This is a genomic window from Hoeflea marina (assembly GCF_003182275.1).
Lineage (GTDB): Bacteria > Pseudomonadota > Alphaproteobacteria > Rhizobiales > Rhizobiaceae > Hoeflea > Hoeflea marina.
In genome coordinates, this window is sequence record NZ_QGTR01000001.1 from 936326 (window position 1) to 962083 (window position 25758).

Consider the following 25758-nt stretch of genomic DNA (forward strand, 5'->3'; position numbering starts at 1 on the left):
TCTATCGATATTTGACCGGAATACCAATAGCGCCTTATCTGCTCCGACCTTTCCAAAGGCGCTGCGCGGGAGCCGCAGCAATACCGGCATGCGCCAATGCAGCCATCAATCCGGACCCGACCGGCACGACGCCTCGCGGGACCACACAAGGGAGGACTACCCATGTCATTGACTAGACGCACACTCATGTCCGCAACCGTGGCGGCCTTTGCCTTCGCAAGCTTCGCCGCACCGTCGTTTGCCGCAGACAAGGGCACCGTCGGCATAGCCATGCCGACAAAGTCCTCGGCCCGCTGGATTTCAGACGGCGAATCCATGGTCAAGCAGTTCACCGACGCCGGCTACGCCACCGATCTGCAATATGCCGAGGACGACATCCCCAACCAGCTCGCCCAGATCGAGAACATGATCACCAAGGGCGCCAAGGTGCTGGTGATCGCGGCCATCGACGGCACCACGCTGTCGAACGCGCTCGACAACGCCGCCGCCGCCGGCATCAAGGTCATTGCCTATGACCGCCTGATCCGCGACAGCGGCAATGTCGACTATTACGCCACCTTCGACAATTTCAAGGTCGGCGTGCTGCAGGCCAACAGCCTGGTGGCCGGCCTCAAGGAGCGCTTCCCGGACGTCAAGCCGTGGAACGTCGAACTCTTCGGCGGTTCGCCCGACGACAACAATGCGTTCTTCTTCTACAACGGCGCCATGTCGGTCCTGCAGCCGCTGATCGATTCCGGCGATGTGGCTGTTCCATCCGGCCAGATGGGCATGGACAAGGTCGGCACCCTGCGCTGGGATGGGGCGGTAGCCCAGTCGCGCATGGAGAACCTGCTCTCGGCCAACTATGGCGACAAGCAGGTCCACGGCGCACTGTCTCCCTATGACGGCCTGTCGATCGGCATCCTGTCGGCTCTCAAGGGCGTCGGCTACGGCTCGGGCGACCTCAAGATGCCGATCGTTACCGGCCAGGACGCCGAAGTGCCGTCGGTCAAGTCGATCCTCGCCGACGAGCAGTACTCGACGATCTTCAAGGACACCCGCGAACTGGCCGGCGTCACCGTCAAGATGGTCGATGCGGTGCTGTCGGGCAGCGAACCCGAGATCAACGACACCTCGACCTATGACAACGGCGTCAAGGTCGTTCCGTCCTACCTGCTCGAGCCGCACACCGTCGACAAGTCGAACTGGGAAGAGACCCTGATTGGCTCCGGCTACTACACGGCCGACCAGATCAAGTAGCATCGCCCCAAAGGCACCATGACGCCTCCAGCCCGCGGCGACTGCCGCGGGCTGGACATGCCACAGATGGACAGCGCAATGGCCACCCTTCTCGAAATGCAGTCGATCACCAAGACCTTCCCGGGCGTCAAGGCACTCGACCAGGTTTCGTTCACCGTCGAGGAAGGCGAAATCCACGCCCTGGTCGGCGAGAATGGCGCCGGCAAGTCGACGCTGATGAAGGTGCTGTCCGGCGTCTACCCGGCCGGAAGTTATGACGGCCAGGTCGTCTATGACGGCAAGCCCGCCGCCTTCCACACAATTTCCGACAGCGAACGCGTCGGCATCATCATCATTCACCAGGAACTGGCGCTGATACCGCTGCTGTCGGTGTCCGAAAACCTGTTCCTCGGCAACGAAGTCTCGAAGAACGGCATCATCGACTGGCCCGAGACCTTCGCCCGCACCGAGACGCTGCTGGAAAAGGTCGGCCTGCGCGAGGCACCCACCACGATGGTCGAGAAGCTGGGCGTCGGCAAGCAGCAGTTGATCGAGATTGCCAAGGCGCTGTCCAAGGACGTGCGCCTGCTCATCCTCGACGAGCCGACCGCGGCGCTGCAGGAGAACGACAGCCAGAAACTGCTCGACCTGCTGCTCGAACTCAAGGCGCAAGGCATCACCTCGATCCTGATCAGCCACAAGCTCAACGAAGTCGCCAAGGTCGCCGACCGGCTGACCGTGCTGCGCGACGGCGCCACCGTCTGCACCATGACCCGCGACGAGATTTCCGAGGATCGCATCATCCGCGACATGGTCGGCCGCGACATGGCCCACCGCTACCCCGAGCGCAAGCGCAATCCCGGCGAAGTGCTGATGGAGGTCAAGAACTGGAACGTCTGGCATCCCGAACTCGCAGACCGCAAGGTGATCAAGAACGTCTCCTTCAACGTGCGCAAGGGCGAGATCGTCGGAATCGCCGGTCTGATGGGCTCGGGCCGCACCGAGCTTGCCATGAGCATCTTCGGCAAGAGTTACGGCCGCGACATCACCGGCTCGGTGACGATCGGCGGCAGGCCGGCCGAAGTCGGCCGCGTAAAGGACGCAGTCGCCGCCGGCCTCGCCTACGTCACCGAGGACCGCAAGGGGCTTGGGCTGGTGCTCGATGACCCGATCCTGCGCAACATCTCGCTTGCCAATCTTCCCGGTATATCTGCCAACGGCGTCATCAACGAGGCCGAGGAGCAGAAGATCGCCGAGGGCTATCGCGGTGCCATGAACATCCGCACGCCGAGCGTCCACCAGCATGTGGTCAACCTGTCGGGCGGCAACCAGCAGAAGGTGGTGCTGTCGAAATGGCTCTTCACCGGCCCGCAGGTGCTCATCCTCGACGAGCCCACCCGCGGCATCGACGTCGGGGCGAAGTTTGAAATCTACGGGATCATGAACAAGCTCGCCGCCGAAGGCCGCGGCGTGGTGATGATCTCCTCCGAGATGCCGGAACTGCTCGGCATGTGCGACCGCATCTATGTCATGAACGAAGGCGCACTGGTCGGCGAACTGTCCGCCGACGAAGCCAGCCAGGAGCGCATCATGTCGCTCATCGTGCGCAATTAAGGGAGGCCGGCCAATGTCGGAAATGACCGAAGGTGAAGCGCGGCGGGCGGGAAATCCCGGCCTTGTCTATCTGAGATCGCATCTGCGCGAATACGGGATGCTGATGGCGCTGATCGCCATCGTCATCTTCTTCTCCGTGCTTGTGAAGGCCCAGGTCGGCATCGATTTCCTGGTCGCCCAGAACATCACCAACCTTTTCCTGCAGAACTCCTACGTCATCATCATGGCGCTCGGCATGCTGCTGGTGATCGTCGCGGGCCATATCGACCTGTCGGTGGGCTCGGTGGCCGCCTTCACCGGCGCGGTGGCGGCAGTGCTGACGATCAATTACGGCCTGCCGGTCTGGGTCGTGGTCCCCACCTGCCTCGTCGTCGGCGGTCTCATCGGCGCGGCGCAGGGCTACTGGATCGCCTACTGGCGCATCCCGTCCTTCATCGTCACGCTGGCCGGCATGCTGGTGTTTCGCGGGCTAACCCTCTGGCTGCTCGACGGCCGCAATGTGGGGCCGTTTCCGAAGGCCTTCCAGTCGCTGTCGACCGGCTTCATCACCGATGTCTTCGGCGTCGGCCGGCCCAATGTCACGGCCATCCTGATCGCCGTCCTCGCCGCCTCGGCGCTGATCTATCTGGGCTGGCGCACCCGGACGCGCAACATCTCCTACGGCATCAACGAGGAGCCGACGATCGTCTTCGTCATTCGCAACGCAGTGATCGCCGCTGCGCTGATCTTCGTGGGCTGGAAGCTCGCCACCTTCCGCGGCATCCCCAATGTCGCCGTGTCGATGGCCGTGCTGACGGTCATCTATGCCTTCTTCACCGAATCCACCGTCACCGGCCGACGCATCTACGCCATCGGCGGCAACCTCAAGGCGGCGCGGCTCTCGGGCATCAACGCCGACCGGCTGACGTTCCTTTGCTTCGTCAACATGGGCGTGCTCGCAGCACTCGCCGGCATGATCGTCACCGCGCGGCTCAATTCGGCGACGCCGAAGGCCGGCGTCGGCTTCGAGCTTGACGTCATCGCCGCCGTCTTCATCGGCGGCGCCTCCATGTCGGGCGGGGTCGGAAAGATTGTCGGCGCCGTGGTCGGCGCCTTCATCATGGGCGTGATGAACAACGGCATGTCGATCCTCGGCATCGGCATCGACTACCAGCAGGTCATCAAGGGCCTGGTGCTGCTGGCCGCCGTCGTCTTCGACGTCTACAACAAGCAGAAAGCGTGATGACCATGCTGATTTCCCAGATCCGAACCAGTGACGGCCGCATCCAGGTGGTGGCCCGCTCCGGCACCGAGGCCTTTGTCGTCAAGGGGGCATCTTCGGTCTACGATCTTGCCATGGCCTGCGCGGAGTCCGGCACGTCGCTCGCCGACCACATCGGGGCGCTCGGCCTCGCCGAGGCCGTCGATCTGCCGCGCGCCTATTCCGAGGGCCGGGTGCTGCCGCCGATCACCCATCCCGATCCCAGTCACCTGCACCTGACCGGCACCGGCCTGACCCATCTGGGCTCGGCTTCCACCCGGGATGCGATGCATGCCGGCGAGCAGGCTGCCGCGCAGATGACCGATTCGATGAAGATGTTCCGCATGGGCGTCGAGGGCGGCAGGCCGAGGGCCGGAGAAGTGGGCGTGCAGCCCGAGTGGTTCTACAAGGGCACCGGCGCCTCGCTGGCGAGCCCCGGTGCAGCCCTCGTCTCCCCCACCTTCGCGCTCGATGGCGGCGAGGAACCTGAGCTCGCAGGCATCTATGTGATCGCCTCCGACGGCAGGCCCTGCCGCGTCGGCTTCGCGCTCGCCAACGAATTCTCTGACCACGTTACCGAACGGCAGAACTATCTCTATCTCGCCCATTCCAAGCTCAGGCCGGCAAGCTTCGGTCCGGAAATCCGGCTGGGCGCCCTACCCGACGACGTCCAGGGCACCAGCCGCATCCGGCGCGGCGATGCGACGATATTCGAGGCGCCGTTTCTCTCGGGCGAAGCCAATATGAGCCATACGCTCGCCAATCTCGAGCATCACCATTTCAAGTACGACCTGTTCCGCCAGCCGGGCGATGTGCATGTCCACATGTTCGGGACGGCGACTCTTTCCTTCGCCGCCGGTATCAAGCCGGAGAATGGTGATATATTCGAGATCGAGGCGGCGGGATTCGGCCTGCCGTTGCGCAATTCACTTGAGGTGACGAGCGGGTCCAATGCCGCCGTCGCCGTCACGTCACTCTAATCGAGGCCGACCCCATGACCTTCCAGAAAGCCCAGTGGCCCCGCAAACTCCGCAGTCAGGAATGGTATGGCGGAACCAGCCGCGACAACATCTATCATCGCTCCTGGATGAAGAATCAGGGGTTTCCCGAGGATCTGTTCGACGGCCGCCCGGTCATCGGCATCTGCAACACCTGGTCCGAACTCACGCCCTGCAACGCGCATCTGCGCGACCTCGCCGAGCGCGTTCGTCATGGCATCTACGAGGCCGGCGGCCTGCCGCTGGAGTTCCCGGTGTTCTCGCCGAGTGAAGCCTCGCTCAGACCCACCGCCATGCTCTACCGCAACCTCTGTGCCATGGATGTGGAGGAGGCGCTGCGCGCCAATCCGCTCGACGGCGTGGTGCTGATGGTCGGCTGCGACAAGACCACGCCGGCGCTGCTGATGGGCGCGGCCTCGGTCGATATTCCGGCAATCGTCGTGACCGGCGGGCCGATGCTCAATGGGAAGTGGCGCGGCCAGGACGTCGGTTCCGGCACCGCGCTGTGGCAGATGTCGGAGGCGGTCAAGTCCGGCGAGATGAGCCAGGCCGAATTTCTCGAGGCCGAACAGGCGATGTCGCGTTCGCCCGGTTCCTGCAACACCATGGGGACCGCCTCGACGATGGCCTCGATGGCCGAGGCGCTCGGCATGGCCCTGTCCGGCAACGCCGCCATTCCGGCGGTCGATTCACGTCGGCGGGTGATGGCGCAGCTTACTGGCCGCCGCATCGTCGACATGGTGAAAGATGACCTGAAGCCGTCCGACATCATGACCAAGCCCGCCTTCGAGAACGCCATTCGCGCCAACGGCGCCATCGGCGGCTCGACCAACGCCGTCATCCACCTTCTGGCCATTGCCGGCCGTGCCGAGGTCGACCTGACGCTCGACGACTGGGACCGGCTCGGCCGCGACATTCCCACCATCGTCAACCTGCAGCCCTCGGGCAAATATCTGATGGAAGAATTCTTCTATGCCGGCGGTCTGCCGGTGGTGCTCAAGTCGCTGCTCGAAGGCGGCAAGCTGCATGGCGACGCCCTCACCGTTTCGGGCCGCACAATCGCCGAGGAAATCGAAGGCGTGAAGAACTGGAACGATGATGTCATCCTGCCGGTCGAGCAGGCGCTGACCCAGTCCGGCGGCATCGCCGTGTTGCGCGGCAATCTTGCCCCACGCGGCGCCGTTCTCAAGCCGTCCGCCGCCTCGCCTCACCTCCTGCAGCATCGCGGCCGCGCGGTCGTCTTCGAGGACATCGACGACTACAAGGCGAAGATCAACGATGACGCGCTCGACATCGACGAAACCTGCATCATGGTGATGAAGAACTGCGGGCCGAAGGGTTATCCCGGCATGGCCGAAGTCGGCAATATGGGCCTGCCGCCCAAGGTCCTCAAGAAGGGCATCAAGGACATGGTGCGGATTTCAGACGCCCGCATGTCCGGCACCGCCTACGGCACCGTGGTGCTGCACACATCGCCCGAGGCCGCTGTTGGCGGACCGCTGGCGGTGGTGCAGTCGGGCGACATGATCGAGATCGACGTGCCCGGCCGCCGCCTGCATCTCGACATCACCGACGCCGAACTCGAGCGCCGGCTCGCCGCCTGGGCGCCGTCGATCCACCGTCCGATCAGCGGCTACGAGGCGCTCTACCACAACCATGTCGAAGGCGCGGATCTGGGCGCCGATTTCGACATCCTCAAGGGCAGGCGCGGGAAGGCAGTGGGCCGTGAAAGCCACTGAACCGACGCGCATCGCCATCGTCGGGGTCGGCAAGATAGCCCGCGACCAGCACATGCCGTCGATAGAGCACAATCCGAATTTCACCCTTTGCGCGGCCGTCAGCCGTCATGCCCGGGTCGATGGCGTCGAGCACTACAACGCGCTCGACGCGATGCTGCTGAAGCGTCCGGATATCACCGCCTTAGCCTTGTGCACACCGCCCGCCGTCCGCTTCGACATGGCGATGGCAGCCCTGCGCGCCGGGCGCCACGTCCTCCTGGAGAAGCCCCCTGGCGCCACGCTGACGGAGGTGGAGACCCTGGTCGGCGAGGCCCGCGAGCGCGGTCTGACACTTTACGCCACCTGGCATTCCAGGCATGCGCTCGGTGTGGAACCGGCCCGCGACTGGCTTGCCCCGCGCCGAATCCGATCGGTCCGGATCGTCTGGAAGGAAGATGTCCGTCGCTGGCATCCGGGCCAGGCCTGGATCTGGAATGCCGGCAATGTCGGCGTCTTCGATCCCGGCATCAATGCGCTTTCCATCCTCACCCGCATCATGCCGCACCCGGTGCACGTCGCATCGGCGGATCTCGATTTTCCGTCCAACTGCCAGACACCGATCGCCGCGCGGCTGGAGTTCGCCGATCCGTTCGGGGCCACGGTGACGGCGGAGTTCGACTGGCGCCACGAAGGCCATCAGACCTGGGACATTGCCGTCGAAACCGATGCCGGCTCGCTGCTCCTGTCGGAAGGTGGCAGCAGGCTGACCATCGACGGCGAACCCGCCGTGTCCGGGCCGGACCGCGAGTATCCGGCAATCTACGAGCATTTCGCCGAGCTTCTGGCCGCCGGACGGATCGATGTCGATGTGTCGCCGCTTCGCCATGTCGCCGACGCGTTCCTCGTCGGCCGCCGTCATGAGGTCGATGCGTTCCACGAATGAAGTCGGGCTGAGCTCCAAGTCCAGACCGGAGCAGATCTTGATCGCCATGCTTCTGCCGGCCGCGTGATTTGTGTGCGGCGGATTACAACTTCGCCGTTTGCCGTCACGCTCACGCCCAATACTCATTTATAGTGCAATGCAGCAATTCCGCCTTCGCATCTCGCAGGTGGGAATAGCACTCCCGCGCCGCCGGCTTCGGGCGGCCATATCGGCACTCCCTCGCTGCTTGCGGCGCCAACGAGACCACGTCTCTCTCAATACCTATCTGATTTTGCACGATTTATTTAGGAGGTGGATTTTGTGGGCGCAACGCGGCGCGGCGCGGATTCAGTTCCTTCGGCGATCCCCGGCGCTGCCCGACAATCCACTTTACATATAATAGTACTTTTGCTAGCGTCCAGTCACGCCGAGTATGGATGGATCATGCCGGCGCCTTTGGGAGGAAGAAATCATGTCAATACTCGCCAGGCTTGCGCTCGCCGCAAGCATTGCCACAGCCTTGTCCACACCCCTGCTCGCCGCGGAAATGACGGTCGGCTTCTCGCAGATCGGATCCGAATCCGGTTGGCGCGCAGCCGAAACCTCGGTCACCAAGCAGCAGGCGGAAGAACGCGGCATCGATCTCAAGTTCGCCGACGCGCAGCAGAAGCAGGAAAACCAGATCAAGGCGATCCGCGGCTTCATCGCCCAGGGCGTCGACGCCATCCTGGTGGCTCCCGTGGTCGCCACCGGCTGGGACGACGTGCTGACCGAAGCCAAGGAAGCCGACATCCCCGTGGTGCTGCTCGACCGGGGCGTTGACGCGTCCGAAGACCTCTATCTCGCCTCCGTCGCATCCGACCAGGTCAAGGAAGGCCGCGTTGCCGGCCAGTGGCTCGTCGACACCGTCGGCGACAAGGAATGCAAGGTGGTCGAGCTCCAGGGCACCGTCGGTTCGACGCCTGCGATCAACCGCAAGAAGGGCTTCGAGGAAGCCATTGCCGGCCATGCCAACATCACCATCGCGCGCAGCCAGACCGGCGACTTCACTCGCTCGAAGGGCAAGGAAGTCATGGAAGGCTTCATCAAGGCCGAGAATGGCGGCAAGGACATCTGCGCCATGTACGCCCACAATGACGACATGGCAGTGGGCGCCATCCAGGCCATGAAGGATGCCGGCCTCAAGCCCGGCTCCGACATCTACGTGGTGTCCATCGATGCGGTTCCGGACATCTTCGCGGCCATGGTCGCCGGCGAAGCCAACGCCACCGTCGAACTGACCCCGAACATGGCCGGCCCGGCCTTCGACGTCCTGGCCGCCTATCTCAAGGACGGCACCAAGCCGGAGAAGTTCATCATCACCGAATCCAAGCTCTACACCCCGGCGGACAATCCGCAGGGTGAATACGACACCCGCAAGGGTCTCGGCTACTAGGAGCGCCAGAATCGAGATCGGTTCCGCCGGCCCGTCCGGCGGAACCGCTTGCGCGTGGATGCGCAAGCGGGAATAGTTGCGCAATGATGCCGGGAGGGGGATCGATGGCCGACACCAGTTACACCTTGCAGGCGCGCGGCATCTGCAAGTATTTCGGCGAGCACACCGCCCTGCAGGACATCGATTTCGCGCTTCGTCCCGGTGAGGTGCACGCGCTTCTGGGCGAGAACGGCGCCGGCAAATCGACGCTGATCAAGATCCTCACCGGCGCCTATCATCCCGATGCCGGCGAAGTCCTGCTGGAGGACCGTCCGGTCAGCTTTCGCGATCCTCTGCATGCGCAGGCGCACGGCATCGGCACCGTCTACCAGGAGGTCAACCTGCTTCCCAACCGTTCGGTGGCCGAAAACCTGTTTCTCGGCCGTCAACCGACCCGCTTCGGCATGGTCGACAAGCGGCGCATCGAGCGCGAGGCGACCGAGCTCCTGGCACGATACGGGCTCGACGATATCGATCCGCGCGCCGAACTGGGCGCCTATTCCGTCGCCGTCCAGCAGATCGTCGCCATAGCGCGCGCCGTTGAACTCTCAGGCAAGGTGCTCATTCTCGATGAACCCACCGCCAGCCTCGACCGCAATGAGGTGGAAAAGCTCTTCGAGGTCATCGCCGACCTCAAGGCGCGGGGCCTGGCAATCGTCTTCATCACCCATTTTCTCGACCAGGTCTTCGCCATCGCCGACCGCGTGACTATCCTGCGCAACGGGCGGCTGATCGGCACGGAGCCGCTCACCGAGATGAGCCGGACGGACGTGGTGCGGATGATGCTCGGCAAGGACATTTCCTTTTCGGGCGGCACGTCGGCGGTCGGAGAGCGCGAAGTCGGCGAGCTTCTCGTCAGCTTCAGGGGAACCGGTCGGACGGGTAGCCTGCAGCCCTTCTCGCTCGACATCCACAAGGGCGAGGTCATCGGAGTGGCCGGCCTGCTCGGCTCTGGGCGCACGGAAATGGCGCGCATCATGTTCGGCATCGACCCGGCCGATTCGGGCGAAATCCGGCTCAACGGCACGCCGGTGAGCATCCAGTCCGCCTCCGACGCGATCGCCCACGGCTTCGGCTTCTGCCCCGAGGACCGCAAGGCCGACGGCATCATCGGCGACCTGTCGGTGCGGGAGAACATCGTCATCGCACTGCAGGGCAAGCTCGGATGGTTCAGGGCTCTCAACCGCGACGACCAGCTCGAGATCGCCGGCCGGTTTGCCGAGATGCTCGATATCCGCGCCGCCTCCCCCGACATGCCGATCAAGCTGCTGTCCGGCGGCAACCAGCAGAAGGTGATCCTGGCCCGCTGGCTTGCCACCGATCCGGGCTTTCTCATCCTCGATGAGCCCACCCGCGGCATCGACGTCGGCGCTCACGCCGAGATCGTCCGCACCATCAACCGGTTGCGCGACGACGGCATGGCGCTGGTCGTGATCTCCTCCGAACTTGACGAGGTGGTTGCCTATTCGTCCCGCATCGTCGTCATGCGTGACCGGGAACTGGTCGCCGAGCTGCGCGGCGAGAACATCAATCCCTCGGTCATTGTCCAGGCAATCGCCAACCAGAGCGACGAGGCCATCGCATCATGAGACGCCATCCCCTTATGCGCATCCTCAATGCGCAGACCGTCGCGCTGGCCGGCGTTCTTCTCCTCAACTGGTTTCTGTTTCCCGGTTTTTTCGATATCGCCTGGCAGGACGGCCGCTTCTTCGGCAGCCTCATCGACGTGCTGAACCGCGGCGCGCCGGTGGCCATCCTCGCCGTCGGCATGACGGTGGTGATCGCCACCAAGGGCGTCGACCTCTCGGTCGGCGCGGTGATGGCGGTGGCCGGCGCGGTGGCCGCCACCATGGTCGTGGACGGCTATTCGGCTTTCACCGCGATCGTCGTGGCGCTTGCGGTCGGCACATTGTGCGGAGTCTGGAACGGCCTGCTCGTGGCCCTTCTCGACATCCAGCCGATCATCGCCACCCTCGTGCTGATGGTGGCCGGGCGAGGCCTGGCGCAGCTGATCACCGAGGGCTCGATCGTCACCTTCTCCGATCCGCATCTCATCTTCATGGGAACCGGCTCGTTTCTCGGCTTCCCGATGGCGGCGGTCATCGCCCTGGTGCTGATGATCGCGGTGACGCTGGCGGTGCGGAGGACCGCGATCGGGCTGTTCATCGAAGCCGTCGGCATCAATCGCTCGGCGGCGACCTTCGCCGGCATCCGCTCTCGCATGCTGCTGATTTCAGTCTATGCTCTTTCGGGTTTCTGCGCCGCAGTCGCCGGAATCATCGTGGCCGCCGACATCCGCGGCGCCGACGCCAACAATTCCGGCCTCTGGCTTGAGCTCGATGCCATCCTCGCCGTCGTCATTGGCGGCACCTCGTTGCTCGGCGGCCGCTTTTCCATTCCCATGGCGGTCATCGGCGCGATCATCATCCAGGCCATGAACACCGGGATCCTGGTCTCCGGCTTCCCGCCCGAGTTCAACCTGATCGTCAAGGCGGGTGTCATCATCCTCATCCTCGTCCTGCAGTCGCCGATCGCCCAGCAGTTGTTGATCTTCAGCCGTCGCAATGCCGGCAAGCGGAGCACGCCATGAACCGCAGTCTCAGGCCGTTGGCGGCCACCACGATCATCTTCATCATCGCCTATGGGCTCAGCGTGGCACAGTTCCCCAACATGTTCTCGACCCGCGTGCTGGGCAATTTTCTCACCGACAACGCGTTCCTCGGCATCACCGCCGTCGGCATGACCTTCGTCATCATATCGGGCGGCATAGATCTCTCGGTGGGAGCGGTAATCGGCTTCACCGGCGTGCTCGTCGCCGTGCTGGTCAGCTGGTTTTCGGTCCATCCGCTGATTGCCTTCGCCATCGCGCTGGTCGTCGCCTCCGCTTTCGGCGCGCTGATGGGCTGCGCCATCCATTTCCTGCAGGTGCCGTCCTTCATCGTCACGCTGGCCGGCATGTTTCTCGCCCGCGGCGCAGCCTCCGTGCTCACCCAGGATTCGATCCCGGTCAACCACGAATTCTACTCGTTCATCTCGACGCTCTACATCAAGCTCGACGGCGGCGGCCGCATCAGCTTCATCGGCGGCCTGATGCTGCTGGTCTTCGTCATCGGCGCCATTCTTGCCCACCGCACCAAATTCGGCTCCTATGTCTATGCGCTCGGCGGCAATGCCACATCTGCTTCGCTGATGGGCGTACCGGTGGCGCGCACCACCATTCTTGTCTACACGCTGTCGAGCTTCCTTGCAGGTCTTGCCGGTGTCGTCTTCTCGCTCTACACCTCGGCGGGCTATCCGTTGGCAGCCGTCGGCGTCGAACTCGACGCCATAGGGGCGGTGGTCATCGGCGGCACGTTGCTGACCGGTGGATACGGCTTCATCTTCGGCAGCTTTGTCGGCGTCATGCTGCAGGGTCTGGTGCAGACCTACATAATCTTCGACGGCTCGCTTTCGAGTTGGTGGACCAAGATCGTGATCGGCATGTTGCTGTTTTTGTTTATCGTTCTGCAACGGGTGATCTTCTCGTCCTCGGCGCCGAAGCTCAAGCATGTCAGGAAATTGAAGCATGAGTGAAGCCGGCAGCCTGATCCGTTCTCTTTCGGGGCGGCTCGCGGCGCGCAATTTCCACTCCTATGTAATCAACGATATCGGCGTAGGCATCGTTTCGGGGCGGTTTCCCATCGGCTCGATCCTGCCCAATGACGCGGCCATGATGAGCGAGTACGGCGTCTCTCGCACGGTGCTGCGCGAGGCGCTGAAGACGCTCGAGGCCAAGGGGCTGGTCGAGGCCCGCCCAAAGGTCGGGACCCGGGTGCTGCCGCGCAACCGCTGGAACCTGTTCGACGCCCAGGTGCTGTCCTGGCATTTCGAGGCCGAGCCGGACAGGCATTTCATCGCCAGCCTGTTCGACACCAGGCTGGCGCTGGAGTTGCGCGCGGCCGATCTCGCCGCCCGCCACCGCAATTCCGACCATATCCGCCTGCTCAAATACTGGGCCCACCAGATGGAAATGTCGTTCGACGCCGTCGAGCCCTTCGCGCTGGCCGAACTCGAATTTCACCGCACGATCGCCGAGGCCTCCGCCAATCCGTTTCTGCGCTCCATCGGCGGCATGGTCGAGCTTGCGGTGACTCTGACGATCGCCGCCGATGCCGGCGCGGATCACGGCCGCAGCCGCCGCGTCGCCGCCTACGAGGCCCACCACCGGCTGGCCCTTGCGATCGAGGCATCCGACCCCGACGCCGCCTGCAACGAAATCTCGGGCATCATCCGCAGCGCGCTTGCCGCCGCCCTGCCCGGGCCGCCCGCCGCCTGAAGATGGACGTGGTCCCGCCACGGCGGGATCGGCCGGTCCACGCCGCCTCGTGCCTGCCATTCCGCGACAGTCCCGGCACGATCTTCGCAGTCACCGGCTCATCTGAGCATTCTTTTGATCAGCAAATACGGAACCAATCAACGCGCCGCGGATTGTGAGTGCGAGACCCGGAAACAGTTCCGGCCATACAGGGATTATGCACATGACAGAAGACAAGACCACGATCATCAAGACCGGCGGCGGCGGCGCGAGCGGTTGGTTCATCGCCACCATTCTGGCCGTCGTTCTCATCGTCGGCGGCTTCTATCTCTACAATGGCGGCTTTTCCAACTCCAAGACCGTGGACGTCGAAATCACTCTGCCCAAGGTCAACTGATTCCCATCGACCTGCCCTCCCGCGGCCGCGGCGTGCATCCCTGATGCCGCCGCGGTTTGCGTTTTCAGCTGTCCCTGCATCGGCCGGCGGCGATTTACCTTGCAATTCCACAGGCATATATAATTAATTGCTAGCGTAACGGTTGCGGAAGACGGCAGGCGCCGAAGGGGGCGGGAATGGGCGGACGGATAGCGGCTGCACTGGTGTTGGCAATGCTCACGTCCGGCCTCACCCAGGCCCGAGAAACCGAAAATCCTCGAACTGTCGGCGCTGTCGCCCTTTCGCGCCAGGCGCGCCTGTGGGAACAGGCGGCCGAGGCGGGCGACGCCGAGGCGCAGTACCAGCTCGGCCACAGCTACGCCTACCGGAAAGACGGTTTTCGCGTCGACCTCGCCGAATCGGTCAAATGGTTTCGGCTCGCCGCCAACCAGCACCATCCCGCCGCCGAATTCGAGCTTGGCATCTCCTACTATTTCGGCGACGGCGTCGAGGTGGATGATACCGAAGCTCTGAAATGGCTCAGCACGGCTGCCAGCCACCGCCATGTGCCCGCCTATGTCTATCTCGGCCACTGCTATTATTACGGCTACGGCGTGGAACCGGACCTGGGCCAGGCCCGGCACTGGTATGCTCGCGCCGCAGACGACAACGATGCCGACGGACAGTTTGCCCTCGCCATCATCCATGACAACGGGCGCGGCGTTCCCGTCGACGCCTTCGAGGCCTTCCGCCTCTACAAGCTGGCCGCCGATGCCGGCCACGGGCAGGCGCAGAACAACCTTGCCATGGACTATCTCTACGGCACGGGAACGGAAATCGACCTCAACGCGGCGGTGCGCTACCTCAGGCTTTCGGCTGCCCAGGCCAACCACATGGCCGAGGCCAATCTGGGCGATTTCTACGCCGGCGGCGTCGTCGTGCCGCAGGACTACGCAATGGCGGAATCCTGGTACCGCAAGTCCGCCGAGGGCGGCAATTCCCGCGGCATGACAGGGCTCGCCCGGCTCTATGAGTCCGGCAGCGGCCTCGAACAGGACTACCTTGCCGCGTTCCAGTGGTACAAGGAGGCGGCGGACATGGGGGATCGCGACGGCCAGTTCGCGGTCGGCTACTTCTACGATGTCGGACTGGGAATAAGCCCGGCGCCCGCCGAGGCCGCCAAATGGTACCGGCTCGCCGCCGATCAGGAGCACTCGATGGCCAGGAACAATCTGGGCGTTCTCTACATGGAGGGCAGCGGCGTGCCTCAGGACAGCGCGGAGGCGATCAAATGGTACCGCGCGTCGGCGGAGCAGGACAACGAAGTTGCACAGTACAATCTGGCCAAGCTCTATTATTTCGGCACCAAGATAGACCAGGATTATGCGGAAGCGGCCCGGTTGTGGCGGCTGTCGGCCGAGCAGGGCTACGCCGATGCCCAGGCCGACCTCGCTTTTCTCTATCGAAACGGCCAGGTCGTCGCGGAGGACATTGCCGAGTCGGTCAAATGGGACCTGAAAGCCGCCGACAAGGGCGTTGTCGCTTCGCAGGCAAACATGGGCGACGCCTACCAGTATGGCTATGGCGTGGAGCCTGACATGGAGAAGGCGTTGCACTACTTCCAGGCCGCCGCGGCCCAGGGCAACATCTACTCGATCAATCACCTCGCACAGATCCATGCCGAGGGCGAGGGCGTGGAAAGAAGCGTGGCAACGGCGCTGCACTGGTGGCGCATCGCCGCGGAACTGGATGACGCCGACGCCCAGTACCAGCTTGGCGTCTCCTACAACACCGCGCGCGGCGTTCCGCGCGACAATGTCGCAGCCTATATGTGGCTGGCGCTGGCCTCGATGAAGAAGCCGGGCCAGGCCTGGCTCCGGCTTTTGTATCTCAGGCAGACTCTGGACGCCGGGCTGTTGGCCGAAGCGGAACGGCGCCTGCGGGAATGGAAGCCGAGGCCGCCAGGGCAATCGCGCCCGCCGCCGTCAACACTTCCTTAGCGCAAAGCGAGCATGCTGGGACCGGGCCGTTGCCACGGGATACGCCATGAAGATGAAGAGCCACGCGCTGACGCAACTGGGAGAGAGATCCGACCGTCGGGTCTACTTTCGCCGCGACGCCAATTGTCCGGTGATCACCCATGTCCGCAGGCGCGGTGAGACCGAGCGCAGCCAGGTTCCCGCATGGCTCGTCAACATCTGCGAGGATGGGGCGCTTCTGACGAGCGACTACTTCCCCACCCGGCTGGAAGACGCCTATGTCATCATCCCCGGGCTCGGCTCCAAGGTGCTCGGCGCCGTGCGAAGCCAGGGCCAGTACACCATCAACGTCAAGTTCCGCAGCCTGCTCAATGCCGCGCTGATCGACAAGATCTCGCGTCTGACCATGGTGCCGAAAGACTGACATCGGCGCGGCCGGTCAGAGCTGCGCGGCAATTGCTGCCTTGTCGATGACCGACCATACCGCCGCGATGCGCCGCTCGCGGAATTGATAGAAGACATTTTCCGAGAACGACACTCGCCGCCCGTTCACCGGCAGGCCGAACAGCTCGCCCACCGGGGTGCAGTCGAACAGCAGCCGGCTTGCGACATGCGGCGGATCGCAGGCGATCAGGCCGATGTTGAAGCGGAGGTCCGGAATGGCGCGGAAATCGCGTTCCAGCATTGCCCGGTAACCGGAAAGCCCGACGCGCTCGGCATTGTAATGGACGTCCTCTCCGACGACGCGGTCGAGGTTGTTCCAGTCCCGGGCGTTGAGGCAGTCGATGTATCGGCGATAGATGCGTTCGAGCTCGGCCTTCGGCAACGGGGTCTCCATTCAGCTACGGTCAGGCACAAGGTAGGCAGTGCTCAGCCCGCGTCCAGAGCGAATCTGCGCGCAGCGGCCCCTCATCTTGCCGCGTCGGGATGCGCCCGGATGAAGGCCTGCAGCCTGTCGCATTCGATGCGGATGGCATGGATGCGCCCCAGGTCGGCGATCTGTGCGCCCCATCGCTCGGCATTGTAGAGCTGCGGCACCAGGCAGAAATCCGCGACCCCCGGTCGGTCGCCGTGGCAGAAACGCCCCGTGGCGGGATGGTCGAGCAGCCTCTCGAAGGCCACCAGTCCCTTGCGGATGAAATCCCGCATCCACTCGACCTTCGCGGCGTCGCCGCCGCCGGTGAGCTCGGCCACGCGGGCGACCACATTGCTGTTGCAGACCGGGTGGATGTCCATGGCGATGACATGGGCCAGTGCCCTTGTCCGCGCCCGGCCGGCCGGATCTTCCGGCAGGAAGCCGCAGCCGCGGGTCTCGTCGATATAGTCGACGATGGCCAGCGACTGGGTGAGCAGCAGCCCGTCGATCTCGAGTGCCGGCACATAGCCCTGCGGGTTGCGGTCGAGATGCGGTTCCGAGCGCTGCTCGCCGGCCACCAGATCGACAGCGACGCTGCGGTAGCCGATGCCGGCCATGTTCAGCGCGATCCGCACGCGATAGCTGGCAGAGGAGCGCCAGTAGTCGTACAACACCACATCAGTCATCGGAGCTGCCTTTCGCGGCGTCGAGCACCGCTTCGAGAATCCTCGCGTCACCGATGGCATTGGCCATCAGCAGCACCAGCCGCATGTTGAGCCGCTGGCTGGCCTCCGGGTCAAGGCCGGCATGCGCCCGGATCAGCCGGTCATAGAACAGGTCGCCAGCCGGCCCCAGCCGGTCAGTGCCGATGTCGATCATGCGACTCTCTCCTCTGCCGACTGTCCGCGCGCCCGCGACAGGGCCACCCGCACCGTTGCGGCATCCGGCCGGTCGAAGGCGGCTGCCACATGCTGGTCGGGCCGGACGAGATAGGTCCAGCCCGTGCCGTAGCGCGTGGCCACAAGCCCTGTGGGATCCTCGAAGCCGGACCCCGGCGCGACGACCAGGTGGGGCACGCCGCAGTCCGCGAGATCCGGCGCGGGGCCGACGCTCAGCACCATGAATTCGCCCCCGAGCCGGTGGAGCAGCCAGCCCTCGCCGTCCGCACTCCGGATCGGCGCATCGGGCGCGGCCGATCCGGGCTGCAGGGGCGCGTCCGGGTTCGGCGTCACCAACGATGAGCCGGCCAGCGCACAGGGCAGCGACAGCCGCCCCGAATTGATCAGTTTGCGCGCAAACGCATGGTCTCGCGCCAGGTGCAGCACCTCGTCGCGGAACATGGTCTCCACCGGCGATTTCGGCGTCATGAAATTGGTGGCGCGGGTGGAATGCCCGATGTTCTCGTCGCTGGCGTGCACGCGCTCGTCATTGTAGCTCTCGATCGGGCCGGCCGGCGCCTCGCCCTTGATCACCGCCGCAAGCTTCCAGCCCAGATTGTCGGCATCCTGGATGCCGCCATTGCCGCCGCGGGCGCCAAAGGGCGAGACAACATGAGCGCTATCGCCGCAGAAGATCACGCGGCCACGGACGAAGCGCTCAAGCCGCGCGCAGGTGAAACGATAGATGCTCATCCAGTCGATCGAGAACGGCCGATCGCCGACAATGCGGCGGATGCGCGGCAGCACATTCTCCTCGCGCTTCTCGAACTCGACATCGGCGTCCCGCCCCAGTTGCAGGTCGATCCGGTAGATGTTGTCAGGCTGCTTGTGCAAGAGCACCGACTGGCCGTCATGGAAGCTCGGCTCGAACCAGAAGCGGCGCTCTGCCGGCCCCGCGCCGAACGGGCTGTCTTCCATCTCGATGTCGCAGATGAGGAATTTCTCCTCGAATGTCTGGCCTGAGAATTCGAGCCCCAGCGCGCCGCGCACGAAGGATCGCGCCCCATCGCAGGCGACCAGCCAATCGGTTTCCATGGGATAGCCGCCATCCGGTGTCTCCACCGTCACCCGCGCACCATCCTTGAGCTGATCGACCGCAGTGACCTTCGACTTGAAGCGCAGGTCGATCAGCTCGGGAAACTGCTGCGCCCGCTCCACCAGCATCGCTTCGACATGATATTGCTGCAGATTGACGAAGGCCGGCATGCGGTGGCCGGGCTCGGGCAAGAGGTCGAACGACCAGATCTCCTCGTCGCGGTGATAGAGCCGGCCTACCTGCCAGGTCACTCCCTTTTTCGCCATCGTTGCGCCGACGCCGAGCCGGTCGAAGATTTCCAGCGTGCGTTTTGCCCAGCAGATCGCCCGGCTGCCCACCGAAACCACATTGTTGTCGTCGAGCACCACCGAGGTCACTCCGTGCAGCGCGAGATCGATGGCCAGCGCCAGCCCGACCGGCCCGGCGCCGACGATGACGACAGAGTAGCGCCCGGGTGCCGCCCCGCTCAGCTCCGGCGCCGGCCGGCAGTCGAAGGGCCGGTGCTCATACCGCGGCATGGCTCGCCTTGCTGAAGACCGGCTTCTCGCTTAAATTGAGGTCACGAAGGATGTTTGCCATGAACGAACATGCCAAGTCCGCCAAACCCGTCACATATTCGGTCACCGAGGCCAGGGCCCGGCTGTCAGAACTGCTCGCCCGCGCCGCCAAGGGCGAAGACATCCACCTCACCCGCAACGGCAAGCCATATGCCCGCATCAGCGGCGAGGCGCCGCCCGAGAAGCCGAGGCGGCCGAAGGTGGGTGCATTCGAGGGGCAATTCTCGTTGCCGGACAACTGGGACGAGATCCCCACCGGCTTTGAAACACTGACGTGACGCGACCGCCAATGTATCTGCTCGACAGTCATGTCTTGATATGGTCGCTCTACGACAATCGACGCCTGCCGAGCCGGTATAGGCCAATGCTTAGAGGTGACGGCGTTACCTGGATCAGCGCGGCAACGGTCTGGGAGATCGAAATCAAGAAGCGCGCTGGAAAGCTGCCCATCCCGGAGGAAATCTGGAACCAGGCTGCAGAGGTCGGTCACCGGTTTCTGATCATTACACCCGCTCACGCGGTGGAGGCGGCCTCCCTGCCGACCCATCACACAGATCCCTTCGACCGCATGCTTATCGCACAGACTCGACTCGACGGTCTTCGACTGATGTCGACGGACCGCCAGCTTCGCGCCTACGATGTCGCCTTCGCCTGAGCCGAGGTGGCAGGCGCTACGACGCGCCCATCTTCGGGTCTCCGCCACCGCCCTACTCCGCCCCGCCACCGTGGAGCCGGGCCGCGAAACGGGTGGCGATCGGCGTCCGGTAGTGTTCGAGGAAGAAATCATCGAGCTGCGGCGGCGCAATGCCGGCGTCCTGCACCTGCACATGCGCCTGGCCGCGATGGTGGATCTGGTGCTGGAACAGATGCAGCAGGATGTCGCCGACTGTCTCATGGATGAAACCGCCCTCGATCTCGATCGCCACTCTGCGCGAGAGCCGTTCGGCGTCCAGGCTGCGGCAGACGGCCACCAGCCTGTCGTCCGCGCGCGCCACCGCCTGGGCCAGCGCCACAGGATCGGTCTCCCGGTCGCGGGCGAACACCTTGTGGCCGAGCCCGCCCTCTTCCACTGCGTCGATATAGTAGAGATCGACCTCGTGGATGTGGTTCAGCGTCGCCGCCAGCGAGCCGAAGAATCCCGGCCGCGGCGCGGTGAACGCCTCCCGCGACATGCCCTCGATCGCCGCGTACAGCGTCGCATTGGCATAACCATTGTTCAATGCCAGGCCGAGATAGGGGTCCATTGCTAGCCTCCCTGCAGGTCCTGCCACATCTGCCGGTCGCGCTCCGCCGTCCAGATCCGCGGCGTGTCGATGCCGAGCGCCTCGTCATAGGCGCGCGCCACGTTGAACGGCAGGCAGTGCTCGTAGATGGCGTAGCCCGAGAATTTTGGGTCGCATTCCGCCCGGCAGGCGTCCCACGCCTGCTTGAGCGAGCCGCCGCGGCCAGCCACCCGGGCCACCGGCCGGTAGGTCGAGCGGACGAAGTCGGCGGTCGAAGCGAGCGCCGCGTTGACCTTGTCGCGGCCGGCGAGCGCCCCGCCGCGGCCCGGCGCCACCGCGTCGAGGTCGAAGCCGCGGATCTTCTCGAGCGTACCCGGCCAGTCGTGGAAGTGACCGTCGCCGCAATAGCAGGCCGAGTGGTCCTCGACGATGTCGCCGGTGAACATCACGTTGGCGTCGGGCACGAAGGCGGCGATGTCGCCGGCCGTGTGCGCCCGGCCGAGAAACATCAGATCGACCCGGCGCTTGCCGAGATACACCGTCATCCGGTCACGGAAGGTGGTGGTCGGCCAGGTCAGGCCGGGAATGCTCTCGTGCCCCTCGAACAGCCGCGGAAAGCGACCGAACTCGGAATCCCAGTCCTCCTGGCCGCGCTCGGCCACCATGGCGCGCGCGGTCTCGCTCATGATCACCTGCCCCGCGCCATAGGCCGAGGCGCCGAGCACGCGCACGGCGTGGTAGTGGGTGAGCACCAGATGGCTGATCGGCTTGTCGGTGACCGAGCGCACCTTCTTGATCACCTTGTTCGCCAGCCGCGGCGTCGCCTGCGCTTCGATCACCATGACGCTGTCGTCGCCGATGATCACCCCTGAATTGGGATCGCCCTCGGCGGTAAACGCCCAGATGTCGCGGCCGATCTCGGAGAAGGTGACCGGCTTTTCCGCCATGTCGCCAGCGGATGCGAAGGCCTTGCTCATGCGATGGTCCTCACGCCTGTTCCACCACCTGCTCGATCGCCCCGAAGATGGTCCGGCCGTCGGCATCCTTCATGGCGATGCGCACCGTGTCGCCGTATTTCAGGAACGGCGTCTTCGGTCCGCCGCCGTCGATGGTCTCGATCATCCTGAGTTCGGCGATACAGGAATAGCCCGCGCCACCCTCGCTGACCGGCTTGCCGGGGCCGCCGTCGGCGCCCTTGTTCGACACCGTTCCCGATCCGATGATGCTGCCGGCGATCAGCGGCCGGGTGCGCGCCGCGTGCTGGATCAGCCGCGGAAAGTCGAAGGTCATGTCGGTGCCGGCATCGGCGCGGCCGAACGGCTGTCCGTTGAGATCGATTGAGAGCGGCAGCGAGAGCTTGCCGCCGTCCCAGGCCTCGCCCAGCTCGTCCGGCGAGACGGCGACCGGCGAAAAGGCCGAAGACGGCTTGGACTGGAAGAAGCCGAAACCCTTGGCGAGTTCGCCCGGGATCAGGCCCCTGAGCGACACGTCGTTGACCAGCATCACCAGCTTGATCGCATCGCGGCAGGCGTCGAGGTCGGCGCCCATCGCCACGTCGCCAACGATGACCGCCACCTCGCCCTCGAAATCGGCGCCATGGGCGAGATCGGCCACCCTGATGGCGCCGCGCGGCGCGAGAAACGAGTCCGAGCCTCCCTGATAGATCAGCGGGTCTTCCCAGAAGCTCGGCGGCATCTCGGCGTTGCGGGCCTTCCGCACCAGTTCGACATGGTTCACATAGGCCGAGCCGTCGGCCCACTGGTAGGCGCGCGGCAGCGGCGAGAGCGTATCGCGCTCGTGGAAGCGCTCGGCGGGCTCGGCGCCGGCTTCCAGCATCGACGCCACGTCCGCGAGCCTCGGCGCCACATGCGCCCAGTCGTCCAGTGCTGCCTGCAGCGACCGGGCGATGTGCGGCACGCCGCTGGCGCGGGTGAGATCGCGCGAGACGACGACCAGTCGGCCGTCGCGGCTGCCGTCGCGGAGGGTGGCAAGTTTCATGGCGCAATCCTTCTGTGAGCGGCCGAAGCCAGGGAAATCTCATGTCCGTCGGACCCAACCGTCAGCGGCCCGGACCATGTCGTCCGCACCTCCTCTGTCCAGTGGGCGGCGGTAATCTCGGTGTCGTCGGCGGGGACCAGATGGTTGAGCACCAGATGCCCGACACCGGCCATCATGGCGATGCGGCCGACATCGGCGGCCATGGTGTGGCTGTCGATGAGGTGCCGCTTCAGCCGCGCGCCATTGCCGGTACGCGCCACCAGCCGGTCGACGCCGGCCGGATGCATCGCCTCGTGGAGAAGTATGTCGGCGCCGCGGGCAAAGTCCGCGAGCGGCGGGAAGAATGCCGTGTCCGCCGACATCGCCACCACCTGTCCATCACCGGTGAATTTCAGCGCGTAGCACTCGGTGACCGGCGGATGCTCGACCCTGAGCGCCTCGATCCGCAGTGTTGCATCATCGAGCAAAACGCCCTCGCCGAATTCGCTGATCTCCACCATCTGGCGAATGTCGGGGCGGCCCTCGTCGGAGATCCGGATGTCGATGTCATAGGCGAGCGATGCGAGGAAGCCGTCCCAGAGGGAGCGGGTACCCACCGGTCCGAACACCGTCACGGGCTGCTTCAGCCCCGAGGTCCACGCGGTGTGGATCAGCGGCCCGAATTCAAGCACGTGATCGGAATGCAGATGGGTGATGATGATCATGTCGAGCATCGGCAGCGCCATTCCGGCCTCGACCAGCGCGCGCGTCACCCCGAGCCCGCAATCGATCACGATGCGCCGGCCGCCCAATTCCAGCAGCGTTGAAGTCGGCGAAGGGCCTCCCGGGCGGATGGCCGGTCCGCCCTTGGTGCCCAACAGGACCAGTCGATTGCTCACTCCCAGCGTCCCTCCGGCGTGCCGTCGAATCTGCGTTCGAGTCCATCCCAGCATCGAACGTAGCCTGGCTGCAATGTTGTGAGCCCCGCCGCGTAGCCCGTGAGCATCTGCGGGAATCGGGTCTCGAACATGAAAGCCATCGTGTCGGACAGCTTGACCGGTTTCAGTTCCACCGTCGAGGCCTTTTCGAACGCACTCGCATCCGGCCCGTGCGGCATCATCATGTTGTGCAGCGAGATGCCGCCGGGCACGAAGCCTTCCTCCTTGGCGTCGTAGCGTCCGGCGATCAGCCCCATGAACTCGCTCATGATGTTGCGATGGTACCAGGGCGGGCGGAAGGAATGCTCGGCCACCATCCAGCGCGGCGGAAAGATGACGAAGTCGATATTGGCCGTTCCCGCCTCGCCCGACGGCGCCGTCAGCACCGTGAAGATCGACGGGTCTGGATGGTCGAAGCCGATGGCGCCGACCGGCGAAAAGGTACGTAAATCATATTTGTAGGGGGCGAAGTTGCCGTGCCAGGCGACCACGTCGAGCGGCGACTGGCCGACATCGGTCACATAGAAGCCGCCGCACCATTTGACATGGATGCGGCAGGGCGTCTCCTTGTCCTCAAAGGCCGCCACCGGGGTCTTGAAGTCGCGCGGATTGGCGAGACAATTGGCGCCGATCGGGCCGCGCTCGGGCAGCGTGAACTTAGCGCCGTAGTTTTCGCAGACATACCCGCGCGCCCGCTCCGTGCCTTCGGCCCGCGCCACCTGGAAGATCATGCCGCGCGGCAGGATGGCGATTTCCAGCGGCGACAGCTCGATGCAGCCGAGCTCGGTGAAGATCATGAGGCTTCCCTCCTGCGGCACGATCATCAGCTCGGCGTCGGCGTTGAAGAAATAATCGTCCACCATGTCGGCCGAGAGCATGTAGACATGGGTCGCCATGCCGACCTGGGTCGCGGCGTCGCCGGTGGTGGTCATCGTCCGCATGCCGGAGAGGAAATCGGTCGGCTCCTCCGGCCAGGGCGCGGGGTCCCAGCGCCGCTGGCCCAGCGACAGCACACCCGGCTCGACATGCGGCGCCGTCTTCCACAATGGCCGGTCATGCGGCCGGAAGTCGCCGGTGTGCCGGACCGACGGCCGGATCCGGTAGAGCCAGGAACGCTCGTTGGCGCCGCGCGGCGCGGTGAAGGGCGATCCCGAAAGCTGCTCGGCATAAAGCCCGTAGGCGCATCGCTGCGGCGAGTTCTGCCCCTGCGGTAGGGCGCCGGGCAGGCTCTCGGTCTCGAAATCGTTGCCGAAGCCCGGCATGTAGGCGAGCGCGTTGGCAATCGTCATGGCAAATCCTCCCGGCGGCTGACAAAAGCCGCATCACATCATGGCAGCATCAAACCAGTTGCATTTGTAACCATCAAGGGGTGCGGTGAGCATTCCGGTCGCAGCGGATACGGAGGGTTGCGTCCCTTGCCACCATCTCCTTCGCCTCCTACGATACCGCAGCCATCCTCCAGCCTCAGGACCTTCCATGTCCATCAGATCCATGCCCGCCATCCTCGCGTTGACGCTCTTCGCCCTTGCCCCGGCGCCGGCGCTCGCGCAGAGCGATCGGTGCCTCGAGATCGCCTCCAGCATCTGCCAGGGCGAGGATCTCGGCCCCTGCTTCGACGCCGAGGAGAGCTGGCAGATGCTGCCCGAGGAATGCGCCGGCGACGTCCAGCGCCAGATCGAGATGGACCGCGAGTTCTACGAGCAGCAGTCCGGCAATCCGGCCGACGACAACGACGAGATCATCGGCGCCTATTCCGCCGTCATCGGCGAGGACGATCTCTACAATTCGTCCGGCAAGCGCCTGACCGCGCCCTGGCAGGTGCTGCGCCAGGACCGCGCCAATTTTCACCGCTACGGCATCAGCCAGCCCGGCGACGAGGACGATCCGTTCTTCGGCAGCGCCGACAACCGCGCGGCGATGGAATCGCTGCTGCAGAACGGCGACATCGACCAGTCCACCGCCCGTGCGCTGATGAGTGGCCGCGCCCGCGTCTATGTCGAGATCTACGGCCGCAATGGCCGCGGCACCTATGTCACGGTCGAGGTCCTGCGCTAGTTTTTTCCGCAGACCCATCCGCCCCGGCCTGACGCGACCGCGGGCGCCTCCCCGAGGTCGGCGGATTAGCCATTGCCGGATCCGGGTCGGTCGGGTCGGGCGAGCGCCGCCCGCCCGCGTCTCACTCGCCGGAGAGGCTGCGAAATCGCGGTCTCGGACCGTCAGGGCCAAGTCGCAGATTTTTTTGGTGAGGGATTGGAGGCAGGCACCCTCCGGACCCGCATTTTCCGGCTTTCAACCGCGTCGAGGCGCTGAAATTGCTTCCTCGCCCTCAGGGATCGCAGGGGAAATGCGGAAAGCGCCAACCCCAAACGCAAGAGGCCCCGCCGGTCTGGCGGGGCCTCG

At 64.8% G+C, this 25758-nt stretch carries 26 protein-coding genes; 17 read left to right on the top strand and 9 right to left on the bottom strand.

Going from position 1 to position 25758, the window contains the following annotated elements:
- Positions 1-162 precede the first annotated feature (162 nt).
- The 14 genes from chvE to DFR52_RS04225 all read left to right on the top strand — a co-directional run bounded on the left by chvE (position 163) and on the right by DFR52_RS04225 (position 16257).
- Positions 163-1239 (top strand): multiple monosaccharide ABC transporter substrate-binding protein, encoded by a 1077-nt coding sequence (gene chvE / locus DFR52_RS04160; protein WP_210205757.1) that lies wholly within the window; start codon positions 163-165, stop codon positions 1237-1239.
- A gap of 78 nt (positions 1240-1317) precedes the next feature.
- Complete coding sequence (gene mmsA / locus DFR52_RS04165; RefSeq protein WP_110030616.1) at positions 1318-2832, top strand: multiple monosaccharide ABC transporter ATP-binding protein; 1515 nt, start codon at positions 1318-1320, stop codon at positions 2830-2832.
- A 13-nt stretch (positions 2833-2845) separates the two neighbouring features.
- The gene (mmsB, locus tag DFR52_RS04170; RefSeq protein WP_425351130.1) at positions 2846-4054 is read left to right on the top strand and encodes a multiple monosaccharide ABC transporter permease; all 1209 of its coding nucleotides are present in this window, start codon (positions 2846-2848) and stop codon (positions 4052-4054) included.
- Positions 4055-4059: 5 nt separating this feature from the next.
- A complete protein-coding gene (araD1, locus tag DFR52_RS04175; protein ID WP_110031125.1) occupies positions 4060-5052 on the top strand; it encodes an AraD1 family protein in 993 nt (330 codons plus the stop codon).
- 14 nt (positions 5053-5066) lie between these two features.
- On the top strand, positions 5067-6809 hold the full coding sequence (gene araD, locus DFR52_RS04180) for an L-arabinonate dehydratase (RefSeq protein WP_110030617.1): 1743 nt from the start codon (positions 5067-5069) through the stop codon (positions 6807-6809).
- Positions 6796-7731 carry a Gfo/Idh/MocA family protein gene (locus tag DFR52_RS04185; RefSeq protein WP_280954177.1) on the top strand — a complete coding sequence of 312 codons (936 nt, stop codon included), beginning with the start codon at positions 6796-6798 and terminating at the stop codon, positions 7729-7731. The genes araD and DFR52_RS04185 overlap by 14 nt, the downstream gene beginning before the upstream one ends.
- 451 nt (positions 7732-8182) lie before the next feature.
- The gene (gene ytfQ, locus DFR52_RS04190) at positions 8183-9145 is read left to right on the top strand and encodes a galactofuranose ABC transporter, galactofuranose-binding protein YtfQ (protein ID WP_110030619.1); all 963 of its coding nucleotides are present in this window, start codon (positions 8183-8185) and stop codon (positions 9143-9145) included.
- A gap of 104 nt (positions 9146-9249) precedes the next feature.
- A complete protein-coding gene (locus DFR52_RS04195; protein ID WP_110030620.1) occupies positions 9250-10773 on the top strand; it encodes a sugar ABC transporter ATP-binding protein in 1524 nt (507 codons plus the stop codon).
- Positions 10770-11774 carry an ABC transporter permease gene (locus DFR52_RS04200; protein WP_110030621.1) on the top strand — a complete coding sequence of 335 codons (1005 nt, stop codon included), beginning with the start codon at positions 10770-10772 and terminating at the stop codon, positions 11772-11774. The genes DFR52_RS04195 and DFR52_RS04200 overlap by 4 nt, the downstream gene beginning before the upstream one ends.
- On the top strand, positions 11771-12757 hold the full coding sequence (yjfF, locus tag DFR52_RS04205; RefSeq protein ID WP_110030622.1) for a galactofuranose ABC transporter, permease protein YjfF: 987 nt from the start codon (positions 11771-11773) through the stop codon (positions 12755-12757). Before DFR52_RS04200 ends, yjfF begins: the two co-directional genes overlap by 4 nt.
- Entirely contained in the window at positions 12750-13499 is a 750-nt protein-coding gene (locus DFR52_RS04210) for a FadR/GntR family transcriptional regulator (RefSeq protein ID WP_110030623.1), read from the top strand. Before yjfF ends, DFR52_RS04210 begins: the two co-directional genes overlap by 8 nt.
- A gap of 202 nt (positions 13500-13701) precedes the next feature.
- Positions 13702-13875, top strand: coding sequence for a hypothetical protein (locus DFR52_RS24565; RefSeq protein ID WP_170132211.1), 174 nt, complete (start codon positions 13702-13704; stop codon positions 13873-13875).
- A 176-nt stretch (positions 13876-14051) separates the two neighbouring features.
- Positions 14052-15854 (top strand): tetratricopeptide repeat protein, encoded by a 1803-nt coding sequence (locus DFR52_RS04220; RefSeq protein ID WP_110030625.1) that lies wholly within the window; start codon positions 14052-14054, stop codon positions 15852-15854.
- A 46-nt stretch (positions 15855-15900) separates the two neighbouring features.
- A complete protein-coding gene (locus DFR52_RS04225) occupies positions 15901-16257 on the top strand; it encodes a hypothetical protein (RefSeq protein WP_110030626.1) in 357 nt (118 codons plus the stop codon).
- Positions 16258-16272: 15 nt separating this feature from the next.
- Here the strand turns inward: DFR52_RS04225 and DFR52_RS04230 are convergent, their stop codons facing one another.
- From DFR52_RS04230 to DFR52_RS04245, 4 genes are all read right to left on the bottom strand, one after another.
- Positions 16273-16659 carry an ester cyclase gene (locus DFR52_RS04230; protein ID WP_210205758.1) on the bottom strand — a complete coding sequence of 129 codons (387 nt, stop codon included), beginning with the start codon at positions 16657-16659 and terminating at the stop codon, positions 16273-16275.
- Positions 16660-16742: 83 nt separating this feature from the next.
- Positions 16743-17375 (bottom strand): maleylacetoacetate isomerase, encoded by a 633-nt coding sequence (gene maiA / locus DFR52_RS04235; protein ID WP_110030628.1) that lies wholly within the window; start codon positions 17373-17375, stop codon positions 16743-16745.
- Positions 17368-17568, bottom strand: a complete 201-nt coding sequence (locus DFR52_RS04240) for a DUF2783 domain-containing protein (protein WP_110030629.1) — start codon at positions 17566-17568, stop codon at positions 17368-17370. Before DFR52_RS04240 ends, maiA begins: the two co-directional genes overlap by 8 nt.
- Positions 17565-19181, bottom strand: coding sequence for an FAD-dependent oxidoreductase (locus DFR52_RS04245; RefSeq protein WP_110030630.1), 1617 nt, complete (start codon positions 19179-19181; stop codon positions 17565-17567). The genes DFR52_RS04240 and DFR52_RS04245 overlap by 4 nt, the downstream gene beginning before the upstream one ends.
- Positions 19182-19240: 59 nt before the next feature.
- Here DFR52_RS04245 and DFR52_RS04250 point away from each other — a divergent pair, with 59 nt between their 5' ends.
- Together DFR52_RS04250 and DFR52_RS04255 are read left to right on the top strand one after the other, a co-directional pair.
- A complete protein-coding gene (locus DFR52_RS04250; protein WP_158284851.1) occupies positions 19241-19498 on the top strand; it encodes a type II toxin-antitoxin system Phd/YefM family antitoxin in 258 nt (85 codons plus the stop codon).
- A gap of 11 nt (positions 19499-19509) precedes the next feature.
- A complete protein-coding gene (locus tag DFR52_RS04255; RefSeq protein ID WP_110030632.1) occupies positions 19510-19875 on the top strand; it encodes a type II toxin-antitoxin system VapC family toxin in 366 nt (121 codons plus the stop codon).
- A gap of 52 nt (positions 19876-19927) precedes the next feature.
- Here DFR52_RS04255 and DFR52_RS04260 read toward each other — a convergent pair whose 3' ends face one another.
- From DFR52_RS04260 to hmgA, 5 genes are read right to left on the bottom strand one after another with little or no spacing between them, the layout of a single operon-like run.
- Positions 19928-20464, bottom strand: a complete 537-nt coding sequence (locus DFR52_RS04260) for a DinB family protein (RefSeq protein ID WP_110030633.1) — start codon at positions 20462-20464, stop codon at positions 19928-19930.
- Between the two features lie 2 nt (positions 20465-20466).
- Positions 20467-21420: an MBL fold metallo-hydrolase gene (locus DFR52_RS04265; protein WP_110030634.1), complete on the bottom strand. Its 954-nt coding sequence runs from the start codon at positions 21418-21420 to the stop codon at positions 20467-20469.
- Positions 21421-21430: 10 nt separating this feature from the next.
- The gene (locus tag DFR52_RS04270) at positions 21431-22441 is read right to left on the bottom strand and encodes a fumarylacetoacetate hydrolase family protein (protein WP_110030635.1); all 1011 of its coding nucleotides are present in this window, start codon (positions 22439-22441) and stop codon (positions 21431-21433) included.
- Positions 22438-23319, bottom strand: a complete 882-nt coding sequence (locus DFR52_RS04275) for an MBL fold metallo-hydrolase (RefSeq protein ID WP_110030636.1) — start codon at positions 23317-23319, stop codon at positions 22438-22440. Before DFR52_RS04275 ends, DFR52_RS04270 begins: the two co-directional genes overlap by 4 nt.
- The gene (gene hmgA / locus DFR52_RS04280; RefSeq protein WP_110030637.1) at positions 23316-24647 is read right to left on the bottom strand and encodes a homogentisate 1,2-dioxygenase; all 1332 of its coding nucleotides are present in this window, start codon (positions 24645-24647) and stop codon (positions 23316-23318) included. The genes DFR52_RS04275 and hmgA overlap by 4 nt, the downstream gene beginning before the upstream one ends.
- 187 nt (positions 24648-24834) lie before the next feature.
- Here hmgA and DFR52_RS24665 point away from each other — a divergent pair, with 187 nt between their 5' ends.
- Positions 24835-25413 carry a hypothetical protein gene (locus tag DFR52_RS24665; RefSeq protein ID WP_210205759.1) on the top strand — a complete coding sequence of 193 codons (579 nt, stop codon included), beginning with the start codon at positions 24835-24837 and terminating at the stop codon, positions 25411-25413.
- Positions 25414-25758: the final 345 nt, after the last annotated feature.